A 20,755-nucleotide genomic window follows, 5' to 3' on the forward strand; every position below is an offset into this window, starting at 1 on the left:
TCGCGACATCACAGTGCTTCGGTGGTGGGCGAGCAACGCGCGCCGCGATCGGTTCCAGTTGATGCGTCCAACGGTCGCCAGAGCAACAATGAAAATGGGCTGTGCATGGCGACTTCCTTCGATTGGCGAGACCGGATGTCTCGGTGAGACGTATTCTGGACAAGCACCAAACAAAACAAAATGACATGGATGTCATTGGATAAGTGACAACGCATCACCAATTTGGCATGATCCCAAGACACGATCAGCACTGCTGCGCGGCGAAGCGTTTGCATTCAGGTAGTCGGTCGCGCTCCGCCACACGTATTAACTCGAGAAACCATGAGATCCAGTAGCGAGAAGCTTTCCGGCAGCATTAGCGTGTTCGCCGCCGTAGTGGATGCGGGAACGTTTGTGGCCGCTTCGGAGGTGATAGGAATGACGCCGCCGGGCGTCAGTCGGGCAATTGCGCGGCTGGAAAAAAGGTTGAACATCCGGCTCTTCAGCCGAACAACGCGTTCCGTCTCCCTGACTGAAGAGGGCCGCCGCTTTTACGAGGAGGTCATGCCCCATCTCGCCGGGCTTGAGGAAGCAGCGGCCGCTGCGGCAGGTGGCGCGTCCGCTGTGCGTGGAAAGCTGAGAATCAATCTGGATCCTGTCGTCTACCGGACCATTCTCGGGCAACAACTCGATGCGTTCATGGACGCACACCCGGAACTCGAAATCGAGTTCATCGCGCGAGACAGTCTTGGCGACCTCGTCATGGACGGCTTCGACCTCGCTGTGCGATTCGGCGAACCCAAAGCGTCTACTCTGATCGCGAGAAAGCTGCTCGACACCCGCATCGTGACGGTCGCAGCGCGATCGTACGTTGCTCGCTGGGGACGGCCGTCAAGACCCGAGGACCTCGAAGGTCGAGGCCACAGATGCCTTGAGTTTCGCAACCCGGAGACAGGCAAGCCATTTCAGTGGGAATTTCATCGCAAGCGAAGACGTATTGTGGTCGACACTCACGGACGACTCACGGTCAATGATCCGGGTGCCCTGCTCAACGCATGTCTCGCCGGTTCGGGAATCGCGCAGATGTTGCTGCTCGGTGCCGAGCCTCTGATTGCTGACGGCCGATTGATCAATCTCTTTCCCGAATGGGTAGACGAACGGTATCCTTTATACGTCTACTACGCGTCCCGGCACTACGTGCCGGCAAAGACCCGCGCTTTTCTTGACTTCGTGGTGGAACTGACAGGCAATCACGAGCGCGCCGGGGCGCGCTAATGCTGTCGCGGCGGACTGGTGAGGCCATATCGAATGGCCGGGCACGTATGGGTTGCGGTCTGCCATGATCAGGTTACGAACGTCTAGTGCTGGCCGAACGCGGAAGTTCCGCGGTCGCCAGGCCCGCCGCAGCTACGGATCCTCGGTTCCGACCCTTAGCCGTCGTCGATATCTCTAGAAAGTGGACGCTCCGACGTCGCCTTCGCGACCATTGGACTCATGTGGGCTACGACTCGATGAAGCAACGATACCCGCAAGCGTCGCGCACACGGCCTCGATGTTGTCAGGGCGCAGGTTTGTCGCACTGAGTAGTAAGCCGCCTTGCGCGTGATTGCGGCGAAGGTACCATGCGGAGAGTGCCGAAGGTGCGAGGCCGCGTGCGCGGGCAATGCCGACAACCACGCGGTCGTCGGCGGTTTGTGGCAGCGGTGCGATCACACCCAGACCCGCCATCAGCGTGCCCGGCAGAAACTCGCTGACATGCGCCAGCGTCAGGCGGCGCCGTTCGCCATAGAGTGCCTTCATCTGGCGTAAATGCCGCAGGTAGTGCCCATCCCGCAGAAACTCCGTCACCGCCAATTGGGTGGTCCGGTTCGGCGCCGGGGCCAACACGGCGCAGACCTCCACCAGACGCTCCGCCACTGCGCGCGGGGCAACGACGAAACCGAGGCCCAGCGCCGGGCTGATCGTTTTGCTGAACGCGCCGATATGAACGACACGCTCGGCGCCCTCGCCGGCGGCAAGCGCCGGTGCGGCCCGGCCGTCGAGCTGTAGTTCTCCGAGATAGTCGTCTTCGATGATCCAGCCCCCCCTTGTCGCCGCCCATTCGAGCAGCGCGCGCCTGCGTGCCGGCGACATCGTGACGCCCAGCGGTGCATGCTGGCCGGGCGTGACCAGCGCCAGCAAAGCGTCTGGCGCGCTGGCGACGCCGGCTTCGACGCGCAGCCCCTCGGCATCAATGGGTACGGGTACGACCTCGGCTCCGGTCACTTCCAGTGCTCGCCTTCCGAGCGGATACCCTGGCTCCTCGAGCCACGCCTTGCGGCCGTGCGCGCGCAGGGCGGTCAGTGCCAGCATCAGACCCTGCCGGTATCCACTGGTAACGATGATTTGATCCGGATGACATTGCATCTGCCTGCTTACGGCCAGGTGGCTCGCGATCTGGGCTCGCAGGGCAGGCTCGCCGCGCGGATCAGCATAGGCCGTGTAAGCGAAGGCATCGGCGCGTACGGCACGCGTCCGCATGCGGGCCCAGAGCTTGGCGGGAAACGCGTCGTGGGCAGGTACGCCCATTTGGAACGGAAGCGGGACGCTCGAGAACGGGCGGGTGAAATCCGCCAGAGGCCCATCGAGTGCGGCTTCGCCGCCGGCTCGCCCGACAGGTAGCCGCGCGCATACGTGTGTGCCCGCGGAGCCCGCGCCGAACACCAGATTCTCGGCGATCAGACGGTCGTAGGCGACACGGATGGTGCCGCGGGCGACGCCAAGCTGCGCAGCGAGGTCCCGGCCGGAAGGAAGACGCTGTCCAGGTAGGAGCCGACCCTCGACGATCGCCTGTCGCAGGCTCGCATGGATCTGGTCGCCGATCGGCACGGCGGTGGCGCGGTCCACCAGAACGGACAGCACGGCGGGCGAATTCGGGTGATTCATTTTGGGCCAGTCGTTTCTCCACTTTTTGGGCCTGTATCTTCAATGCCTGGCGGAGTAACTTTGCGTTATGACATGAATCGCGGCCCAAGTCGATAGGCGGCTCGGGCGCGCGGACCGCGACGCTAGACCCCATCACCAACAGAAAAGGACCGAGATGACCCGCTTGAATTGGCAAGAGATAGCGCCTGACGGCGCGAAGGCGCTTTTTGGTATCCACCACTATGTCACGAAGAAGACGGATCTCCCCGAGGAGCTTGTCCACCTCGTGTTCCTCCGCGTCTCCCAGATCAACGGATGCGCGCATTGCATTGACATGCATAGCCGCGATCTCAGAAAGACCATGTCGGTCGACAAGATCACGCTGGTTCCGGTGTGGGATGAAGTACCGCACCTATTCGCCGAGCAAGAGCGGGCCGCGTTGGCCTGGGCGGAGGAAGTGACGCGCGTCAGTGAGACGCATGCCTCAGACGAAGCCTATGCGGCCGCATCGGCAGCATTTTCGCCCAAGGACCTCGTTGATCTCACTATTACGATTGCCGCCATGAACGCATTCAATCGTCTCGGCGCCCCGTTTCGGCTTCCAGTTGCGGCAGCGGCGTAATGCGGGAACGCAGACCGCCCTCATGCATTCAGTCGGGTAGCCCACACAGTTGAACACTGATCCTTCAACACTCCTTTATCGACCGAGGGGTGCTCGAAGGGCATTCAGCCATTTTCCGTTTCCGGTATCAGCCGATCCTCCGAATAGAGCCAGATCTTCGGAGAAAAATCGGGCTAATTGAGCGGGAATCTGGTGCAAGTAAGTGGTTTGGAAGCTGCAGAGTCGCGCTAATGGAAATCAAGCCAGCAAGGAATCAAGTCTCGACTGCTGCCTGTGCCAAAGCAGCCATTCGTTCAGCGATGGGCAATGACGGTTACTGGCCGGAAAGGGACCTCGACGCGCCGCGATCTTTATCGTAGCTAACAGTTACGTTCGCCGTCGGCGCCATCGACCAATCCACTTCCAACCTGTAGGGCGATTCTAAACGTGCCGACGCACACGTCTTAGGACGTCGCCAAGTAGGACTGCGACCTGTAGTACCACCACTCTCCATGTGCCCAGTTACTGTGAGACAGATCGTCCCTTTTGGATTTGTCGGTGATTGACGTCCCATTAATTTCGAGACGGGACAAAAAGATCACAGAAGCACTAGCGCGCATGCGGGCCATTACCGTACTGGAAGGGAGGCTTCGAAGCGCGTTCCCACTTCAAGGTCGGATTGCGCCCGGAGGGTGCCACCATGCGCTTTCACAATCTCATGGCAGATATACAAGCCAAGTCCCAGTCCAGCGGCAGCGTCCTGCCCTGCAGGGCGCCAATAGGGTTCGAATAGCCTTCCCAGATCTTCAGGGGCGATGGGCGTGCTGCCTGGCGGTGCGGGATTCGAAGCACAGGGCGGGGGCAGAGGTGTGGTTTTCGGTGGGCGCGGAAGCGCACGCCGTCGTCCCAGCATATCACCGCACTTCCGCATGGCAGCCTCCAAGAGGGCGAAAAAACTCCTAGCACCATCCAGTGGGATGGTGCTAGGATGGTTGCAGACCTAACCACTTAGCGGGCGACATGGAACGAAAAATGGACCTTGCGGCACAGGGCGGCGCACTTCGCCCCAAGGGCGGCGAGACCGAAAAAATCACCATCAACCTTGGGCCGGTGGACCTCGGGCAGATCGATCTGCTGGTGGAAGAGGGCTTCTATTCGAACCGCACGGATCTGATCCGGACCGCCATCCGCAATCAACTGGCCGTGCACCAGCAGGCCATTCATGAGACGGTGACGCGCCGCGCGCTGGTACTCGGTCTGCAGCATTTCTCGAAGCAGGACCTCGAGGCGGCGTTGGCAGCCAATGAGAAACTGGCCATCCATGTTCTTGGTCTGGCAAGTATTGCTGCCGATGTGAGCCCAGCGCTGGCATCGGCGACGATCGAATCGGTTGTTGTACTCGGCGCGTTTCATGCACCGCCCGCGGTCAAGGCCGCGCTGGCAGGACGCATACGGTAGCTTGCGGCAATGTCGCCGCGCCCGGTTCTTCGGGCCAGATGGGAAATCAACGTGAAAATGAACGACGCGTTTCTCGCCTCGATGCATGAGGCCATGCAGCTTCTTCAGACCGCAGGCCCGCTCGAGGCAACCGCCGTTATCCAACGGGCGCTTCGCCAACATTCGGCGGATGCACCCGCGCCGGAATCGCCGCCGATGCCGGCACAGGTGGTCCAGCACCTGCTGGAGCATCGCACCGCCGAGCCGGCTCCGGCTCCAGCTCCAGCTCCAGCCTCACGCGCCGAAGCCGTGGCAAAGGCGGGAGACTTCAGTCAGCGACGATTCGCCAATGAAGCTGGCAAGCGCGCCTACAAACTTTACAAGCCGACAGGCGAGGTGCACGGCCCGATGCCGCTGGTCGTCATGCTGCATGGTTGTACCCAGGATGCCGATGATTTCGCAGCGGGTACGCGCATGAATGCGCTTGCAGACAAGCTCGGCTTCATGGTCCTGTATCCGATTCAGCCGGCCGATGCCAATGCCTCGAAATGCTGGAACTGGTTCCGCCCGGGCGACCAGCAAGCGGGGCGTGGTGAGCCGTCGATCCTCGCGGGCATGACGCAGGAGGTCATTGCGCGCCACGGCGTCGATCCCGATCGCGTATACATTGCGGGCCTGTCAGCGGGCGGGGCGATGGCCGCCGTGATGGTCGAACGCTATCCCGAACTGTTTGCCGCGGCCGGCGTCCACTCGGGACTTCCGGCGGGCTGCGCCCATGACCTGCCATCGGCGCTCGCGGCGATGAAAGGCGGAAAGGGGCTGGGCGCTTCCAGGCGGGGCGCGTCGCCGCACGCCACGCCACGGCGCCCCTTGATTGTCTTCCACGGCGATGCCGACCACACTGTGCACCGCGCCAACGGCGACCGGCTGATCGAGCCCTACGAACAGGGCAGTGCCCAGAAGCGGATCGAGCGCGACGCCAGTCGCGCCGGCCGCCGCTACACGCGCAGCCTGATCACCACGCCGTCGGGCGTCGATGCCGAATACTGGCTGCTCCATGACGCCGGACATGCATGGTCAGGCGGAGGCACAGGCGGTTCGTACACCGATCCCAAGGGGCCAGACGCCAGTACGGAAATGCTCCGGTTCTTCCTGGCCCATCCGCGCCGTCCGCTGCCTCATCAATAAGAGACAATCCGCCGGGTGACGGTGGCGGTGGCGAGCCACTGACTCGCCCCTGCGACCCGTAAGCCCGCATCCCTCCCATAGTCGGGTGTATCGGTCCCGCACACCCCACTTCGAGACGCGTGCGATAGCGCTGCCTGCGTGATACCGTGCTCGCCGCCCTCACACTCTATCTGCCGACTATGGTCGCCATCCTGCTTCTGGTTGCCGCATTTCTGTTCATGGCCATGCTGTTGCCGGTCAAGGTCACCCTCGCCGTGGTGGTGATTACCGTGGTGATCGGCTTCGTGGTCAAGGTCGTCGCCAGGATGGTGACGGGCGAAGACCCGACCGTGGTCGAGGCCCTGAAGGCCGTGTTTGTAGCGCTACTGTTCAACGCCATCGCGGCGGCGGCCATGGCCAAGCTGACGGGCGGATCGCTGTCCGGCCCCGCCTCGCTCGTGACCTGGGTGGTGACGTTCATCGCGTTCTCGTTCGGCTTCGTCGTGATGCTGAAGGCCACGCTCAAGCAGAGCGCCGTGATCTCGCTGGTGTCCTCGCCGATCGCCGCGCTGATTCTCTTCGCGGCCGTCAAGATCTGACAGCGGCGCGGCCATCGCGCCGCGTTCCCCCGGCCGCTCAGGCCGTCACCCGCACCTTGCCATCTTCCGACCACAGCAGTTGCACGCGCTGGCCCGGGTAGAAGCTGCCTTCGGATGCCGACTGGGTGATCGCCTGCAGCCGGCCGTCGGGCAGCCGGACCGTGATTTCATATCCGGGGTGGCGCTCCACGCCCGACTCGATCTCGTGCCCGGCCAACCCGCCGGCAAGGCCGCCGGCCACACCTGCGAGCAGCGAACCATGGCCGTGCCCGATGGCGCTGCCGGCCACGGCGCCCAGCAGGCCGCCGCCCAGTTCGCCCACCAGACTCGATCCCTGGCTGCTGTCGTCGATCTGCACCAACCGCACGCGCTCGACCGTGGCCATCGTCACGGTCTCGGGCAGCGAGGTCTGTCCGGCGCTGTAGACGCTGCCCGGCGGCGCGTACTCGGCGCAGGCAGAGGCAAGCAGCGTGCTGGCCAGCAGCATGGCGGCCAGCGGGAAGTGCAGCGATGAAGGACGACGTGTGGAAAACATGGGCGGCTCCTGTCGGACATTGACTGGAGCCACTCTACGGCTGGGCGGCGCAGGGGCGTTTTCCGAAAGCCGGGGACTTTGCGTGTTCGCAGGATGCTATGGCGCCAGGTGGCTGACAAACAGTTCGGCCAGCATGCGCGCGGACGTCCCCAGCGGCATCGCGCGCAGGCGGATGAGGCCGGCCTGCATCGGGGGCGGCAGCGGAGATAGCGCCGCGAACGCCTGCAGCCCGTTGCCATACATCGGATCGGCCAGCAGTTGCGTGGGGCAGTAGCCGATGGCATCGGTGCGGCGCATCAGTTCCGTCATCAGCGTGGGCGATGTGCACGCCGTGATCTGGCGCGGGACGGGGAGGTCGCTCGTCCGCAACCATTCCAGCAACGTCTCGCTCTGGCTGCCCGGGGACAAGTTCAAGGTCCACCGGGCATGCTCCAGCGCCTGCCAGCCCGTCGCACCGGCGAGCGGATGGCCGACTCTGCCGGCCGGGACGGCGCTGACCTCGAACAGCGGTTCGAAGGCCAGTTCGGGCGGCAGCTCGTCCGGATCCGCGATGGCGATGGCGAAGTCCAGCCGGCCTTCGATCAGCCGTGGAATCAGGTCGGCAAGAAATCCTTCGCTCAATGACAGCCGCGCATCGGGCTGCCGGGCGGTGAAGGCCTCCCAGACGCGGGGCAGCACATCCAGCGCCAGAAGCGGGGTGACCGCCGCCGCCACGTGCGCGCCGGCACCGCCCTGCAACGCCCGGATCTCGTCCCGGGCCCGCTCCAGCGACGCCAGCGCCAGGCGGGCGTTGGTGAGCAGCACGCGCCCGGCCGCCGTGAACTCCACCCCCTTGTGGCTGCGCACGAGCAGCTCCGTCCCGACATCGTCCTCGAGTTCGCGCAGCGCCTTGGTCAGGGCGCTCTGGCTGAGATGCAGGCTCCGGGCAGCGGCACGGATGGTGCCGTTTTCGGCGACCTGGACGAGGGCTCGGAGCTGGTGCTGGCGCATGACAAGGGTTCCAGGGGAGGGTGGCGATGATGAACACCAAGGGTGTTCACCATGGAAAATATATCGCCAATTGGTTTTCTCCGGGAGCCATATGATGGAGCGGACCAGAACCGATCCGACCCCCCATGACCGACGCGAACTGCAGTGACCCCGATGTGGACAACATGACGGCCTGGCGGCGGCGCTTCCACAGTCACCCGGAACTCGGCTTCGAGGAATTCCGGACCAGCGCCTTCGTGGCCGGCAAGCTGGAGGAATGGGGCTACGACGTCACCACGGGCATCGCTGGCACCGGGCTCGTCGGGCGGCTTCGCTTCGGCAAGGGCAGCCGCCAGCTCGGCCTGCGCGCGGAGATGGACGCGCTGCCCATCCAGGAGGTCACGGGGCTGCCATGGGCCAGCCAGATCCCCGGCAAGATGCATGGCTGCGGCCACGATGGCCACACGGCGATGCTGCTAGGCGCGGCCCAGCGTCTGGCGGCGATGCAGCGAGAGGGCGTGGATTGGGATGGCACCCTGCACCTGATCTTCCAGCCGGCCGAGGAACTGGGCGGCGCAGGCGGGGCGCGGCGGATGATGGACGAGGCCCTGTTCGCGCGCTTTCCGTGCGATGCCGTGTTCGCCATGCACAACTATCCGGGGCGCCCGGTGGGGCGCTTCTATGTCAAGGAGGGCGCGTTCATGGCGTCGTCCGACCGCGCCGTGATCACCTTCCACGGGGTCGGGGGGCATGGGGCGATGCCCCAACTGGCTGTCGATCCCACGATTGCCGCGGCTTCGACCGTGATGGCGCTGCAGAGCATCGTCGCCCGCAATGTCGATCCGCAGGCTGCCGCCGTCATCACCGTAGGGCGCCTCGAGGCGGGAACCACCTACAACATCATCCCGGAGTCGGCCGAACTGGAACTGAGCATCCGGGCGCTGCAGCCCGAGGTGCGGGCGCTGCTGGAGCGGCGCATCCACGAGGTGGTCGAGGGCCAGGCGCGCGCGTTCGGCCTGCGGCACGCCATCGTCTATGAGCGCGGCTATCCGGTACTGGTCAACACCGCGCCGGAGACAGCGCTCGCCGTGCGGGTCGCCCGCAAGCTGTACGGGGCTGATTGCGTCGATGACGACGCGACGCCGCTGTGCGCCAGCGAGGACTTCGCCTACATGCTGGCCGAGCGCCCCGGCTGCTACCTGATGATCGGCAATGGCGACAATGGCCACGCGGGCGGCGTGCCGACCGGCCCCTGCAGCGTGCACAACCCCTCGTACGATTTCAACGACCGCTGCCTGGATACGGGCGCGGCATTCTGGGTGGCGCTCGCCACCGAATTCTTCCACCCCACTGCCTGACTGCCATGAACTCGATTCGCAGAATGCTTGCCCGTTGCACGTTTGCCGCTGTCGCTACGGTTGGCCTGCTCGCCACGCCGGGCGCGGGCGCGGCGGACGCGTATCCCTCCAAGCCAGTCGTGCTGATGGTGCCGTACCCGGCCGGCGGGCTCTCCGATGCCATTGCCCGCAGCATGAATACTCGGCTGTCGAAGGCGCTGGGCCAGCCGGTGCTGGTGGAGAATCTCGGCGGCGTCAGTGGCGCCATGGCGGCGCAGAAGGTGCTGAACGCGCCGGCGGACGGCTACATGATCTTCCTGGGCTCGCCGAACGAGGTCATCCTGTCGCCGCTGTCCAATGCGGCGGTGAAGCTGCGTACCGAGGATTTCCGCTTATTGACGCCGGTCACCGTCAACCGGCTCGTGATGGTGGCGCGGCCCGACCTGCCGGTCCGCAGCGTCGACGATCTCATCGCGCTGGCCAAGGCCAATCCGGCCAAGCCGCTGACGTACGGCAGCGTCGGTCCCGGGTCGATGTATCACCTGGTGACCGAGGACATGGCGACCCGGACCCATATCGGCGTGAGCCACATCCCCTACAAGGGCATGGCGCCGCTGATGCAGGACCTGGCCGGGAAGAACGTCGACTTCGCCATCCTGCCGTACGCGGCCAGCTTCCGTGGCTTGTCCGATCAGGGGCGGTTGAAGCTGGTCGGCTGGGCCGGAAACAGCCGCAGCAAGGTCGATCCCGCCATCCCGGCCTTCGGCGAAGGGACGCAACTCAAGGACTTCGACCAGGCGACCTGGGCCGGCATCATGGTCAAGCAGGGCACGCCGGAGGCCGTGGTCGCGCGGCTGCACCAGGCGCTCGTCGAGACGCTGCAGGACGCACAGGTCGTCAGCGGTCTGGAGGCGACCGGTGCGGAGGTGGCCAAGCCCAGCTCGGTGGCTGACGCGCAGCGCTTCCTGCAGGCAGAGACCGGCAAGTTCCGCGCGATGGCGAAGCGGATCCATCTCCAGCCGCAGTAAGCCAGGACCGCAATGTAGAAAGGCCCGTGCCGCCATGCAACATCGCATGGCGGCACGGGCCTTTTTTAGCTAGCGCCTCAACGCCTCAGGTCAGGCGCGGCGTGCCGTCAGCCACTTGTCCGACGCCAGCGGTTCCGTGCAGAGGCGCACTTCGCCGATCTGGCCGAGGAAGCCATTCGACGGGACGTTGCCGTAGACACCGCCGCCCACAAAGAAGCGGCTGGCAGCATTGACGGCGGCGATGCCGCGCGTGTTCGACGCGTTGCGCAGCACCGGGGCGCCTTCCACGTACATCACCGTCTCATTCTTCGCCGGGTCGTTGACCACGGCGACGTGGACCCACTTCTCGGCGATGATCTCGCCAGACCAGTTTGCGGCCGGGTTCTTGGTGCCGGCCGTGCTCGGCGTGACTTCCCACTGCACTTCGCGCAGGCTGGAGATGGCGAAGATCAGCGGGCTTTCGTCGCCGTCGCCGCTGCCAAAGCCGGCGACCGTGCTGCGTCGGCCCTCGCGCTCCATGATGTTCATCCACGCGTTGTTGCCGGCCGTCCATGACGCCGGCACCTTGATGAATGCCTCGACGGTGTAGCCGTTGTCGAACGTCAACGCATTCAGGGCCGCCGTGGTCTGCGTGGCGAAGTAGCTCATGCGCTGGGGACTGTTCAGTGAATTGGCGAACTTCACGCTTCCCGGGGCAGCCGACAGGAAGTGGTGATCGTTCGACCACGTCAGGTCGCCCAGTTGGGCCGCGCCGCCGTTGGCCAGCGCTTCACGCGAGAGCGGATTGGCACCGGTCAGGTCGTCGATCACCTGGCCGACCGGCACGGCGGCGCCGTCGGTGCCGCCGAAGAAGCGCCAGTGCGCCACGGTGGAAGCCACCAGCGGGTAGTCGTTGGTGTCGGCGGCGGCCTTCTTGTCGGTCAGGCTCGGCTCGGTGTAGTTGGCCAGGATCGCGGCCTTGGCGCGGTCGTTGATCGGATCGTTGCCGGCCGCCGGGATGGCGAAGTCGGCGTTGAAGCGCGCAAAGCGCTTGCGGAAATCGAAGTCGATCTCGAACTGCTGGTTCTTGTCGGTCAGCACCGCTACGTCGAACTCGTTCAGCGTCTCGGTGGGCTTCTGCGGCACCCACGGCGAGAACGAGATGACCTTGATCTTGTTATTGGTCAGGTCGAATTCGTACAGGCGCATCAAGCCGTTGCCGCCCATGTACGCCATCTGGTAGTCGACCACCATTTCCTCGACGGGGTTGCCGAAGTCGTTGGTCTTCGTGAGGTGCGCAGCGCCATGGTAGTGGCCGTTCAGCGTCATGAAGATCTGGTCGTTGTCCTTGATCAGCTTGTCCCACAGCATCAGACCGTACGGCACTTCCAGCGGGCTGACGCCATCCGGGCCGATATTGAGCAACTGGTGGGTCGAGAGGATGACCGGCACCTTCGGGTAGCGCTTGAGCACGTTGCGCGCCCAGGTGATGGCGGCGTCGGAGGCGCGCCACGACATCGACAGCACCATGAAGCGGTTGCCGTCCACGTCGAAGAAGTGGTACTCGTGGAAGCCCGACGGATCGCGACCGCCGAAGGTGGCCTGGCGCTGCGCGCGGGTGGTCGGGAAGGTCTTCAGGTACGGCTCGTTGGCCAGGTTGCGCTGCGCGTCGGTGTTCGACGCCTGGCTGCCGGCGTTGACGTAGTCCACGTCCGAGATCACGTCGTGGTTGCCGGCCAGGATCGAGTACGGCGCGCGGGCCGCTTCCATGACTTCCATGGCCTCGTCGGCGATCTGCCATTGCAGCGGCTTGCCCTGCTGATCCACCACATCGCCGAGGTGGATCGTGAACGGGATGCGCAGGTCGGCGGCGTTCTGCGTGATCCACTTGGTCTGCGCCAGGAACGGCGTGGTGCCGTACTTGCGCTGGAACTGCAGGTTCTCGTCAGTGGTGGCGTAGCGCGAATAGAACTGCGTATCGGGCAGCACGGCGAGCGCGAAGCTCGAGACCTTGCCGGACGGCGTGGAGCCACCCGGCGTGGTGCCGGGCGTCGTGGCCGGCGTGCCGGGCGCGGCATCGTCGCCGCCGCCGCACGCGGCCAGCAGGGCCGAGGTGCCGAACGACATGCCAAGGCCCGCCCTGAGCAGCAGGCGGCGCTGGCGGTCTGGAATGCCCTCGAGCTTGACGGTATCGATTGCGGATGGCTTGCCCGGTGTCTTGCTTTGCATTTCTACTTCCCTGTTGACCCACGAAAAGCCCGTGATTCTGGAGAGCGCTCGTGACAGGGTGTTGATCGAAATGTGACGGTTCGGATTGACGGAGGGTCCTGCAGATGAGCACGCCGTGCGGCCTTTCCTCGGCCGCACGGCGTGCATTCCGACTAACAGAATGACGTTTAGAGTGTGTCCTCTAAACCATCAGGACGGCGGTGGCAATACCTTGCCACCGTCCAACAGACAGGCGTCGCGCTGTCGCGACAGGACGTTATCTGTAGCGCTTACATACATTTTGCGTCGTGATTTAAGATCGCCCCGCATCACTTTGTGCCAATAACAATACATTTGAACGGGGTGTCAATGAAGTCCAATTTTTGTCGTGGAATCCGACGGGCGGGCGTGCGCGCGCCGCAAGCGTCCTGTATCCCCCTGGCTGTTGCGCTGCTGTTTCCGACGGGCGCGTCGGCCGGCGAATATGTTGCCTCCAGTCTCGCCGAGCTGCAGTCGGCCATTACGGCCGCCAATGCGGACGGCGATGCCACTGCCACCATCCGCCTGAGCGCTGACGTGACCATGCCCGGTGGCGTCTGGTCAATCGGCTCGCCTACCAAACCAATCACGCTCGATACGAACGGTTTCGTGCTGACGAAGACCGGCGCGCTGGGGAACTATGTGACATCCGCGACGGGACCGCTGACGTTGAACGGCACCTATACGGTTGCCCCGGACACGGCGGGCGGCACGGCCATGTTGATCAGCGGAGGCGGCCAGGCGATCGTCAACGGCACCGTGACCGGCGGCAACACGACGGTGGCGGGCAGCGAGAGCGGGGTCGCCGTCTCGGTGCTGCCCAACACATCCGTCGTCAACAACGGTTCGATCAAGGGCGGCAGCGGAACGAATTCTGCCAACGGTACGGGAGGCGTATCGCTCTCGACCAATGCCAGATTGGTCAACTCGGCCACTGGCACCATCACGGGGGGCGATGCCTCGGGTGGCCAGGCCGGCACCGCCGTGAACCTGACTGCGACCGTCACGGGCGGCGTGGTCAACGCGGGCACGATTCGCGGGGGCGCCGACCTGAGTGGTGGCGGGGCCGGTGGCGTCGGCATACGCGTCCAGGCGGGTACGCCTACCGTCACTAACTCGGGGCTGATCGAAGGGGGGGCTGGCGCGGGGGCTATCGCCGTATCTGGCTCCGCCGGAACGCTGACGGTCGTCAACGCGGGCACCATCCGCGCCGGTACCGGTTACGCGAATGCCATCGAATATGCCTCGGGCGGCACGGGCCGGGCTGTGCTCGAACTGCAGGCCGGCTCCAACATCGTCGGCAACGTCGTCGCGAACGACACGGTGGCCAATGACACCTTCCGCCTCGGCGGCGCCACCGACAGCGTGTTCGATGTCTCGACCATCGGCGACACCGCGCAGTACCGTTACTTCGACAACTTCGTGAAGACCGGCGCCAGCACGTGGGCGCTGATCGGTGCCGGCACGGTCACCGCGCCGTGGACCGTGGACCAGGGCACGCTGCAGATCGGCAATGGCGGCACCAGCGGCAGCCTGGCCGGCAATGTGGTCGTCAACAGCGGCGCCACGCTGGCGTTCAATCGTTCCGATGCCCACACCTATGGCGGCATCGTGTCGGGCGCGGGTAGCCTCGCGCAGAACGGCAGCGGCACCACCGTGCTGACCGGCGCCAACACCTACACGGGCGGCACCGCCGTCAACCTCGGCACGCTGGCCATCGACGGCTCGATCACCAGCCCGGTGACGGTAGCCACGGCCGGTACGCTGTCCGGCACCGGCACGATCTTCGGCAATGTCACGAACAGCGGTACGGTGACGCCGGGCGGCGGCTCGGGCGTGCTGACCATCGCCGGCAACTACATCGGCAACGGCGGCACGGTCCGCGTGAACACGGTGTTTGGCGGCGACGCATCGGCCACCGGGCGGCTTGTGGTGACCGGCGATACCTCGGGCAGCAGCCAGATCCGGGCGGTCAACATCGGCGGAGGGGGCGCGGCCACGGTCGAGGGGATCAAGGTCATCGACGTGCAGGGCGCGTCGAATGCCACCTTCACGCTCGCTGGCGACTACACATTCCAGGGCCAGCAGGCAGTGGTGGCCGGCCCGTACGCGTACCGGCTGGTCAAGAACGGCGTGTCGACGCCGACCGACGGTGACTGGTACCTGCGGTCCACGCTGGCCGAAACGCCTGCTGTCGGCGCCTCGGCGTCAGCCGCCGCCACGCCGCTGCTGGCCCCGACCGTGCCGCTGTACGAAGCCTATTCCAGCGTGCTGCAACGCTTCAACGAGCTGGGCACGCTCCAGCAGCGCGTGGGCAATCGTTCGTGGTCGCCCAACGCCGCCGTGCAGGCCGAGCAGGATGCGGGCAAGCCGGTCATTGGCCGTGGGGCGTGGGCGCGCGTGGAAGGTTCGAACACCCATATCGATCCGTCCACCAGCACGACCAGCGCCAGCTACAACGTCCGCATGTGGAAGTTCGAGGGTGGCGTGGATGCGCCGGTCATCGAGAATCAGGCCGGCACGCTGGTGGTGGGGCCGACCTTCCACTATGGCGTCGCCAATTCCAACGTCTCGTCGATGTTCGGCAACGGCGCGATCGATGCCACCGGCTACGGCTTTGGCGGCACGGCGACGTGGTATGGCAACAATGGATCGTATGTCGATGCCCGCGCGACCGTGACCTGGTACGACACCGATATCCGCTCGTCGACGCTGTCGACCAAGCTGGCCAACGGCAACCGGGGCAGCGGTGTAGCCACCAGCGTGGAAGCCGGCCACCAGCTCGCGCTGGGGGGCAACTGGTCGATCACGCCGCAGGCGCAGCTCGCCTGGTCGCAGGTGCGCTTCGACGCGTTCACGGACCAGTACGGCACCAATGTGTCGCGCGATAACGGCAACAGCCTGGTCTCGCGCCTGGGCGTGTCGCTCGATCACGAGGCCAAGTGGACCGCCGGCAACGGCAAGACGAGCCGCTCGCACGTCTACGGCATCACCAACCTGTACTACGACTTCCTGCACGGCACGTCGGCGCGCGTCGCCGACCTCAGCGTCGTCAGCAAGGAGCAGGCGCTGTGGGCTGGCCTGGGCATCGGTGCCTCGCTGAACTGGGACGACGATCGCTACACGGTCTATGGCGAACTGCTGGCGCGCACCAGCCTGCAGGACTTTGGCGACAGCAATGCGATTGGCGCCAAGCTTGGCGTGCGTTATCGCTGGTAAGGCAGCGGCGCGACCCCATGACTGTCCGGCACAGAAGGGATGCCGGCTCATGTCTGACCGGAGAAGCACCGCTGGTCAACCGTGTAACCGGCTGCGATCTCCACCGCCTGTTCGACGAACGGCAAGGTCAGCGGATTGCCGATTTCCTTGTGGAAGGCGATCCACAGTTCAAGGGTTGGTACGTCCCGATTGGCGATCCGTCGATAGACCACGCCCTTGACCGGCTGCGCGGCGGCCGAGGCGGGCACCAGGGACACCGCCACGCCGGCTGCCACCATCGCCATCATGGCGTGGTGACGCGCCCCGTCGTGCATGCACGACGGTACGACGTTGTGCTCCGCCAGCCAGGTCATCATCAGGTCGTGCGCATACTGGCCGTGACGCCGTTCGAGCGTGGCAAGGCTTTGGCCATCGAGGTCACGCGCATTGACGCTGGATTTTCCGGCCAGCGGATGGTTCGCGGGGGCGGCCAGGACATAAGGCTCCGACATCAGGCGGCGCGCCTGCAGACGGGAATCGGTGACAGGCGGCCGCAGGATCGCCACATCGAGTTCGTTTCCCAGAAGGGACTGGATCATCGCTTCGGAGCTGGTCTCGCGCAGCGAGTACAGGACGCCGGGCACATGCGCCGAGAATTGCCGCAGGATGTCCGGCACCAGTTCGATGGCGGAGATCGCGGTCAGGCCGATGCCGAGGTGTCCGACGTTCTCCCCGCGATCCGCCTGGGTCACCATTTGCCGCGCGCGGTGCTCGATGTCGAACAGCTTTTCCGCCTCCGCCCGCAGGACCTGGCCTGCCGGCGTCAGTCGCACGCTGCGCTTGTTGCGCTCGAACAGCTGGGCGCCGATCTGCGCCTCCAACTGCTTGATCTGCAGGCTGAGGGGCGGCTGAGTCATATTCAGCCGCCGCGCCGCGCGCGTGAAATTGAGCTCGTCAGCCAGCACGAGAAACGAGGTCAATACGCGGAGTTCGAGGGGCGTGTACATATACAGGATTTGTATAAGTCAGATACAGAAGTAATATTGGAAATATAACTCGCGAGTACGCAGAATGTCTTCACCCAGTCCCCATCAAGGGGGCGAGACCAGAACAACTGCGCGAGACATGATCATCCAACACCCCCTCGACGACCGCCTCCCGGCGCTGCTGCGCAGCGGCGAGCCCCTCCGCGGCATCTTCACCGCCTTGCCCAGCCCGGCCATCGTGGAGATGTGCGCCTACGCGGGCTTCACCTTCGTCATCATCGACAACGAGCATGGCGCGGCCGGTTTCGAAACGACCGAGCACATGCTGCGCGCGGCGCGTGCCAGCGGGATCATTCCTGTTGTGCGCTGCTTCCCCGGCGATATGGCGCGGGTACTGGACATGGGGGCGAGCGGCGTCCAGGTGCCCATGATCGAGACCGCCGATGCGGCGCGCGACCTCGTGCAGCGCGTCCGTTACCCCGCCATCGGCCGGCGCGGCAGCGCCTTCAGCAGTCGCGCGGCCGGCTATGGCGCCTTTCCCGGCGCTCCGCACACCACGCGCAGCAACGAGGGCGTGGCGCTGATCGCCATGATCGAGACGCCCGAGGGCGTGGCCAACGCCGCGGAAATTGCGGCAGTCGAGGGAATCGACGCAGTGTTTGTTGGCCCCAACGACCTGTCGCACGCAATGGGCTTCGGCAACGACTGGAAGGCGCCGGCCGTGGCAGCGGCGATCGAGCAAGCGCTGCGTGCCATCGATGGTCAGGGCAAGTGCGCGGGCATCATCGCGCTGGGCGCCGACGACGAGCAGCGCTACGGCCAGTTTGGTGCGCGCTATTTCGCCACGGTCGCCACCACGCTGATCACGCAGGCGTTCCGGCAGGCGGCGCAGCCTCCCGACATGCCGGCGCCGACGCTGCGTTACTAGTTCGGCCCGGCACCGGGCCAGTCAGTGGCTCGCCATTCCCCATTCACGACGACATTCGCGTGCGCCGCTACGGCAAGCCGCGCCAGGCAGCATGAGCGCACGCCGGGGCGGGCCGGTCGATTTCGGCGGCAGCGTAGTGCTGGTGACGGGCGCAACGGGCGGCCTGGGTCCGCCATCTGCCACGCGTTTGCGGGAGCGGGCGCGTCGGTGGCGGCAGCTCTATTGAGGCGGGGCCTCCCTACAAGAACTGGAGACAAAACATGAGATTCATGAATCGCTGCGCACTGCGCGTTGCCCTGGCAATGGGAGGGCTCTCGCTGGTCATGGCCACGCCGGGCGTGTGGGCCGATACCTGGCCGAGCAAGCCAATCAAGTATGTGGTGCCGTTCTCGCCGGGCGGGGTGTCGGATGCCACTGCCCGCATCGTCGCCGAAGGCCTGTCGCAGCGATTGGGACAGCCAGTCGTCATCGATAACAAGCCAGGCGTATCGGGCATCCTGGGGACGCAGTTTGTGGCCCGTGCCGAGCCTGATGGTTACACCATCATGGGCGGCACCATTACCACGCACGCGGTCAATCCCTTCTTCTACAAGAAGCTTGGCTATGACCCGGTCAAGGACTTCGTGGCGGTGAATCTTGTGGGCACGGTCAGCAACGTGCTGGTGGTGTCGAACGACAGCCAATACCAGTCGGTCGGCCAGATCGTCGCGGCCTTGAAGGCCAAGCCTGGTGCGTTGACGTTCGGCACGGCGGGACCGGGCAGCTCGCAGCAGTTGTCGGGCCAGTTATTCCAGAACATTACGGGTACGCGCCTGCAGCAGATCTCCTACAAGGGCGGCGCAGCGGCGATGACGGACCTGATAGGCGGCCAGATCGACATGGTGTTCGAGACGGTTGCCGCCGCCAAGCCCATGCTCGACGGCAAGCGCGTGCGCGCGATCGGCGTGACGTCGGCGCACCCGCTGCCGAGCCTGCCCGGGGTGCGGCCGTTGGCGGAGCTGGGTCTGAAGGGCTTCGAGATGCAGTCATGGCAGGGCATTTTCGCGCCAGCGGGCACGCCGAAGCCGATTGTCGATCGCCTCGCCACCGAGATCGCGGCTGTCGTCGCGACGCCGGCCGTGCAACAGCGCTTGCGCGCGCTCGGCGTGGAGCCGGAGGGAAAGCCGTCCGCTGCCTTCGCCGCGTTTCAGCGCTCGGAAGTCGCAAAGTGGGGCAAGATCATCCAAGCCGCCGGGGTGGTACCAGAATGAGCGAGACAGCACCTGCTTCCTGCTTTACGCCCCCGAGTACTTCAACGCCTTGCGCAGCGTCGATAATGACGACCCTGAAAAGGGCGTTGCGAGCCTCCGCGGACATCCATTGACGTGTGGCGGGCTGCCCCCCCCCGCCCATGCACCGAAAACGCAGGTCATGCACCGAAATGTCCTCGCGTTAACCCTGTCCTGGCGCCGCCGCGCGGCATATCCCCCCTCATTCCCCCCAAAAGTCCTACGGGTTATTGCCCGTTGCCCCATGGCACGCCTGTTGCATAGGATTCAAGTGACTTGAATTTGGTGCAGAGGACTTTCCTCGATGTGTTCCGGCGTATGGTCGGCGCCTTGCACCCGTTCGGTCAGGCGCCGGGCCTGCCGCCCGTTGGACATGTCTATATAGGGGAACAGAGTGCTGAAGAAGAAAACTGCGGCCGCCGCCGCGATTGCCGCCGCTGCCACGGGAGTGGTGCTGATGTCCGCGCCGGCGCAGGCAAAGGACGTCGTCAAGATCGCCTTTGTGGGCCCGCTGACCGGTGGCGTGTCGTCGATCGGCTTGGGCGGGCGCAATTCCGCTGACCTGGCCATCCGCCTGCGCAACGCCGATCCCAAGGCCAAATACACCTACGAACTGGTCGTCCAGGATGACGAATGCCGGCCCAACGTGGGCGTGCAGGTGGCCACCAAGATCGCCGCGGACAAGTCGATCGTCGGCGGCGTGACGCACTTCTGCTCGGCCGTGGCCATGGGCACCGTGGGTGTCTATAACCGCTTTGGCATGCCGGCGGTCGTCTGGGGCGCGGTGCTCCCCGAAGTCACGTACGGCAACAACTTCAAGGAGATCCATCGCGTCAACGGCACGATGATCAACCAAAGTGAAGTGGCGGCCAAGTTCATGACCGGCCTGGGCTACAAGAAGTGGGCGATCATTCACGACACCACCGATTACGGCAAGGGTCACAACAAATACTTCAGTGAATTCCTGAAGAAGGACGGCGGCACCATCGTCGGCACCTTCGGCGTGACCGCCGACCAGCAGGATTTCACGACCGAACTGACCAAGATCCGCGAACTGAAGCCGGACGTGGTCTATTTCGGTGGCCTGACGCCGCTCGGCGTCCGCATCCGCACCCAGATGGAGAAGCTGGGCATCAAGGCCCAGTTCGAAGGCACGTCAGGCATCAAGTCCGATGCCTATATCGAAGGCGTGGGCAAGCCCCTGTCCGAAGGCTCGCTGGCCTTTATCGAAGGGGCGCCGGTCGAGAAGCTGGCCGGCGGCCAGTTGTTCATGGAGCGCTATACGCAGCAGAAGTACGGCGAGCCGCCTGAAGCCTATGGTCCGTTCGCCTTTGTCGCTGCCAACCTGATCATGGATGCCGTCGAGAAGGTCGGCCCGGATCGCAAGAAGGTCCGCGACGTGCTGAACGGTACGAAGGACGTCGACACCATTATCGGCAAGGTCACCTTCGATGAGCACGGCCAGAACGTGGTGCCGCTGATCACCAAGTACGTCGTCGAGGACGGCAAGTGGGTGATCTGGGAAGACAGCGCCTACGCCAAGGGCAAGAAGAAGCTGGCCGGACTGTAAGCGTGGCGCCTGAGCCGGGCCCG

The 20,755-nt window shown here is 64.9% G+C and carries 17 protein-coding genes; 11 read left to right on the plus strand and 6 right to left on the minus strand.

The genetic code is table 11. The features are described 5' to 3' along the window. The first annotated feature begins 321 nt into the window (after positions 1-321). The gene (locus AC1DFU_RS01560; RefSeq protein ID WP_441592427.1) at positions 322-1,254 is read left to right on the plus strand and encodes a LysR family transcriptional regulator; all 933 of its coding nucleotides are present in this window, start codon (positions 322-324) and stop codon (positions 1,252-1,254) included. A gap of 174 nt (positions 1,255-1,428) precedes the next feature. Here AC1DFU_RS01560 and pdxR read toward each other — a convergent pair whose 3' ends face one another. Next, complete coding sequence (gene pdxR / locus AC1DFU_RS01565; protein ID WP_092295398.1) at positions 1,429-2,904, minus strand: MocR-like pyridoxine biosynthesis transcription factor PdxR; 1,476 nt, start codon at positions 2,902-2,904, stop codon at positions 1,429-1,431. A 154-nt stretch (positions 2,905-3,058) separates the two neighbouring features. Here pdxR and AC1DFU_RS01570 point away from each other — a divergent pair, with 154 nt between their 5' ends. After that, entirely contained in the window at positions 3,059-3,505 is a 447-nt protein-coding gene (locus AC1DFU_RS01570; RefSeq protein WP_092295395.1) for a carboxymuconolactone decarboxylase family protein, read from the plus strand. Positions 3,506-4,112: 607 nt separating this feature from the next. On the opposite strand, the gene AC1DFU_RS01575 is transcribed toward AC1DFU_RS01570, so the two are convergent. Further along, positions 4,113-4,415 (minus strand): sensor histidine kinase, encoded by a 303-nt coding sequence (locus AC1DFU_RS01575; protein WP_092295374.1) that lies wholly within the window; start codon positions 4,413-4,415, stop codon positions 4,113-4,115. 101 nt (positions 4,416-4,516) lie between these two features. On the opposite strand from AC1DFU_RS01575, the gene AC1DFU_RS01580 reads away from it, so the two are divergent. From AC1DFU_RS01580 to AC1DFU_RS01590, 3 genes are all read left to right on the plus strand, one after another. Then, on the plus strand, positions 4,517-4,942 hold the full coding sequence (locus AC1DFU_RS01580) for a CopG family transcriptional regulator (protein ID WP_441592431.1): 426 nt from the start codon (positions 4,517-4,519) through the stop codon (positions 4,940-4,942). Positions 4,943-4,993: 51 nt separating this feature from the next. Then, complete coding sequence (locus AC1DFU_RS01585) at positions 4,994-6,109, plus strand: extracellular catalytic domain type 1 short-chain-length polyhydroxyalkanoate depolymerase (RefSeq protein ID WP_441592433.1); 1,116 nt, start codon at positions 4,994-4,996, stop codon at positions 6,107-6,109. Positions 6,110-6,327: 218 nt separating this feature from the next. After that, positions 6,328-6,687, plus strand: a complete 360-nt coding sequence (locus tag AC1DFU_RS01590; RefSeq protein WP_143093904.1) for a hypothetical protein — start codon at positions 6,328-6,330, stop codon at positions 6,685-6,687. A gap of 37 nt (positions 6,688-6,724) precedes the next feature. Here the strand turns inward: AC1DFU_RS01590 and AC1DFU_RS01595 are convergent, their stop codons facing one another. Together AC1DFU_RS01595 and AC1DFU_RS01600 are read right to left on the minus strand one after the other, a co-directional pair. Continuing rightward, the gene (locus AC1DFU_RS01595; RefSeq protein ID WP_092295365.1) at positions 6,725-7,222 is read right to left on the minus strand and encodes an outer membrane lipoprotein; all 498 of its coding nucleotides are present in this window, start codon (positions 7,220-7,222) and stop codon (positions 6,725-6,727) included. Between the two features lie 96 nt (positions 7,223-7,318). Further along, positions 7,319-8,212 (minus strand): LysR substrate-binding domain-containing protein, encoded by an 894-nt coding sequence (locus AC1DFU_RS01600; RefSeq protein WP_441592436.1) that lies wholly within the window; start codon positions 8,210-8,212, stop codon positions 7,319-7,321. Positions 8,213-8,337: 125 nt separating this feature from the next. Between AC1DFU_RS01600 and AC1DFU_RS01605 the strand changes: the two genes are divergently transcribed. Both AC1DFU_RS01605 and AC1DFU_RS01610 read left to right on the plus strand, forming a co-directional pair. Next, a complete protein-coding gene (locus AC1DFU_RS01605) occupies positions 8,338-9,549 on the plus strand; it encodes a M20 aminoacylase family protein (RefSeq protein ID WP_441592438.1) in 1,212 nt (403 codons plus the stop codon). A gap of 23 nt (positions 9,550-9,572) precedes the next feature. Further along, on the plus strand, positions 9,573-10,556 hold the full coding sequence (locus tag AC1DFU_RS01610) for a Bug family tripartite tricarboxylate transporter substrate binding protein (protein WP_441592440.1): 984 nt from the start codon (positions 9,573-9,575) through the stop codon (positions 10,554-10,556). A gap of 90 nt (positions 10,557-10,646) precedes the next feature. Here AC1DFU_RS01610 and AC1DFU_RS01615 read toward each other — a convergent pair whose 3' ends face one another. After that, a complete protein-coding gene (locus tag AC1DFU_RS01615; protein ID WP_441592442.1) occupies positions 10,647-12,764 on the minus strand; it encodes a LamG-like jellyroll fold domain-containing protein in 2,118 nt (705 codons plus the stop codon). A 387-nt stretch (positions 12,765-13,151) separates the two neighbouring features. Between AC1DFU_RS01615 and AC1DFU_RS01620 the strand changes: the two genes are divergently transcribed. After that, on the plus strand, positions 13,152-16,001 hold the full coding sequence (locus AC1DFU_RS01620; RefSeq protein ID WP_441592444.1) for an autotransporter family protein: 2,850 nt from the start codon (positions 13,152-13,154) through the stop codon (positions 15,999-16,001). A 47-nt stretch (positions 16,002-16,048) separates the two neighbouring features. Here the strand turns inward: AC1DFU_RS01620 and AC1DFU_RS01625 are convergent, their stop codons facing one another. Continuing rightward, positions 16,049-16,987 (minus strand): LysR family transcriptional regulator, encoded by a 939-nt coding sequence (locus AC1DFU_RS01625; RefSeq protein WP_441592446.1) that lies wholly within the window; start codon positions 16,985-16,987, stop codon positions 16,049-16,051. Positions 16,988-17,105: 118 nt separating this feature from the next. On the opposite strand from AC1DFU_RS01625, the gene AC1DFU_RS01630 reads away from it, so the two are divergent. The 3 genes from AC1DFU_RS01630 (at position 17,106) to AC1DFU_RS01640 (ending at position 20,732) form a co-directional block, all read left to right on the plus strand. Then, a complete protein-coding gene (locus tag AC1DFU_RS01630; RefSeq protein ID WP_092295350.1) occupies positions 17,106-17,894 on the plus strand; it encodes an HpcH/HpaI aldolase family protein in 789 nt (262 codons plus the stop codon). 260 nt (positions 17,895-18,154) lie between these two features. Next, positions 18,155-19,144, plus strand: a complete 990-nt coding sequence (locus tag AC1DFU_RS01635; RefSeq protein ID WP_255370842.1) for a Bug family tripartite tricarboxylate transporter substrate binding protein — start codon at positions 18,155-18,157, stop codon at positions 19,142-19,144. 412 nt (positions 19,145-19,556) lie between these two features. Beyond that, entirely contained in the window at positions 19,557-20,732 is a 1,176-nt protein-coding gene (locus AC1DFU_RS01640; protein WP_441592449.1) for a branched-chain amino acid ABC transporter substrate-binding protein, read from the plus strand. The last annotated feature ends 23 nt before the right edge of the window (positions 20,733-20,755 follow it).

Source organism: Cupriavidus sp. 10L45 (genome assembly GCF_056395225.1).